Raw genomic sequence first — 2,948 nt, forward strand, 5'->3', positions numbered from 1 at the left:
GCCTCTTTGCAGAGGTTTAGGTTTTCAGGTTACGCCTTCACCACGCTCTGTACAATGCACACTTACAGGTGGCAACGCACAGTGGAGTATTAGCTCTCGTACTGTCTTGAATTTTGACCTATTCTCTGGAACTTTGTTCCTCGACATTGGTTCTGTACGGCAGAGGAATTTCACCCCTGATTTTGAGATTAAAGTTCTCTGTGATATTTTCTTATTGCTAAGTGCAATCACATGGTGCTTTTCGTCCTTGCTGTCAACAAGGGCTTATGCACAACGTTTCGCACGGTTCTTGTAGTTCTGGCTCTCGTCCACAAAGAGCCTGTCAACGCCCAGTTGCTCAAAGGTAATTACATCGTCCTTGCGCTCATCGGAGCGCAGTTTTTCCAGCTTGGTTTCCAGCGTTTTCCGGGTCTTTTCTATCTGCTTGATAGAGAAATTCTCGCCTGCATGGGCTTTCAGTTCGTTGATGGCGGCAAGGGTCTCGTAAATCTGCTCCTGAATAATGCGCTCCTGCCGCTCAAAGGACAGTGGAATGCGCTCAAACTGACTGTGCCCAATGATGACAGCATCATAATCGCCGGTGGCGATGCGGGCGCAGAATTTTTTGCGGTTGACGGTTTCAAAGTCCTTGCGCCGTGCCACCAAAAGTTTGGCGTTAGGGTAGAGGTTCAGAAACTCGCTTGCCCACTGCTCCGTCAAATGGTTGGGCACGACAAAAAGGCTTTTCTGGCACAGTCCCAGCCGTTTTGCTTCCATAGCGGATGCCGCCATTTCGTAGGTCTTGCCCGCACCAACTTCGTGTGCAAGCAGCGTATTACCGCCATAAAGCACATGAGCGATGGCGTTACGCTGGTGCTCCCGGAGGGTGATTTCCGGGTTCATGCCAACAAAATGGATGTGGGAGCCATCGTATTCACGAGGGCGGGTAGAGTTGAACAGTTCGTTATACTGTTTCACCAGCGCAATTCGCCGCTGGGGGTCCTGCCAGACCCAGTTGGCGAAAGCATCCTTGATGACCTGTTGTTTTTGCTGTGCCAGCATGGTTTCCCGCTTGTTCAGCACCCGTTTGGGCTTGCCCTCGGCATCCTCGATCGTGTCATAGATGCGGACATCTTTCAGGTTCAGGGTCTCCTCCAGAATCTTGTAGGCATTGGCACGGGATGTGCCGTAGGTCTCGGAGGAGATAATATCGCCCCGTCCCGTAGCGGTCTTGCCCTCCACGCGCCACTCTGCGGTATAGGGAGAATAACGCACTTTGACAGCATGGCGCAGATAGTAGGGGATTTGGAAGGTCTCGGTCATAAACTTTTGGATAATACTGGGGTCGAGCCACGTTGCACCCAATCGCACATCAATTTCGGAGGCTTCCAGCTCTCTGGGCTGCGCCTTGGTCAGTGCCTCCACATTGACGGCAAATTCCGGGTTGGTCTCGGCGGCAAACTGCGCCATCCGCAGCTTTGCCCGGACATCGCCAGACAGGTACTCGTCTGCCATCTGCCAGCCCGCTTCCGGGTCGGTGGGGTCGGCGGCAGGGTCTTTGAAGATCACACCGGAAAGTTCGGTGGTAATGCGCCCGTACTCACCGGGAGTGCCCAGCAGTTCTGCCATATAGGGCAAATCCACTTTGCCATGCTCACCAATAGATACCGCCAACGCTTCGCTGGGGGTATCCACACTGGTAACGGTACGCTCCGGGCGAATGGTGCGCTTGGTGAACATCGCAGCCTTGCTCTTGAGCTGTCCCTGCTCGTCCAGATTTTCCAGCGAACAGAGCAGATAGTAGGAGGAATCCTGCTCAAACAACCGCCCATTTTTGCGGTCGTTCAGCAGACCGTACTTTGCGGTAAAGGCATCATAGGCGGTGTTCAAACGCTCCTGCGTTGCCTTGATGTCGGCATCGGGGTAATCCTCCAACTGTTGCTGAATCAGCTCGTTGACGATCTGCCGCAGTTCCACCATGCCGGTGACACGCCCCTTGGCGGTGTCGGACAGCTCCACCTGCGTCATCACGGAATTTTCCCGGTAGAACACCTCTCCATCCACCACGGTGTAGGAGAAATTCTTCACCTCCGGGTCGGCAGGCAGGGTGCGCCGGGTGGCTTCTTCCTCGGCAATGTCGGGAGCATCTACCTCGGCGGCAGTATACTGCCCCTCGATGTGCTGCACCGCCTCGGCAAGCTGGTCTGCAAGGTTTGCGCCCTCGATGGGCGCAACGGTCAGTTCCTCCCGTCCGTACTGGGTGCTTTCGGTGGTCAACTGCCCAAGCACCATCTCCGGGTGGTCTACAAAATACTGGTTGATGGCAAAGCCATCTTCCGTTTTGCCCAACTGCACCCATGCAGGTTCAATGTCCGCAGGGCGGTCACGCTTCTGCAGGAAGATAATGTCGCTGACAACATCCGTACCAGCGTTAGCACGGAATGCATTATTCGGCAGACGGATAGCCCCCAACAGGTCAGCACGTTCCGCAATATGCTTGCGAGCAGTGCTGTCCTTGCTGTCCATGGTGTAGCGGCTGGTCACAAAGGCAATTACGCCGCCCGATCTGATTTGGTCGATGGCTTTCGCAAAGAAATAATTGTGGATGCTAAAGCCAAGTTTGTTGTACGCCTTATCGTTGACCTTGTACTGACCAAAAGGCACGTTTCCCACCGCCAAATCGTAGAAATCACGGCGGTCGGTGGTCTCAAAGCCAGCCACCGTAATGTCTGCCTGCGGATACAGCTTTTTCGCAATGCGCCCGGTGATGCTGTCCAATTCTACACCGTACAGCCGGCTGTCTGCCATACTGTCCGGCAGCAACCCAAAGAAGTTGCCCACGCCCATGGACGGCTCCAAGATGTTGCCAGACCGGAAACCCATGCGCTCCACGGCATCGTAGATGCCACGGATAACGGTGGGGCTGGTGTAGTGGGCGTTCAGGGTGCTGGAACGGGCAGCAGCATACT

Annotated in this window: 1 protein-coding gene; it reads right to left on the minus strand. The window is 54.7% G+C overall.

Features of this window, described 5'->3' with window-relative positions; all coding sequences use genetic code 11:
* Positions 1-264: 264 nt before the first annotated feature.
* The coding region (locus tag F3G95_RS13635) for a DEAD/DEAH box helicase family protein (RefSeq protein ID WP_188117563.1) at positions 265-2,948 on the minus strand (2,684 nt) is incomplete at its 5' end.

The organism is Faecalibacterium sp. Marseille-P9312, assembly GCF_902497445.1.
In the GTDB taxonomy this organism is placed as follows: domain Bacteria; phylum Bacillota; class Clostridia; order Oscillospirales; family Ruminococcaceae; genus Faecalibacterium; species Faecalibacterium longum.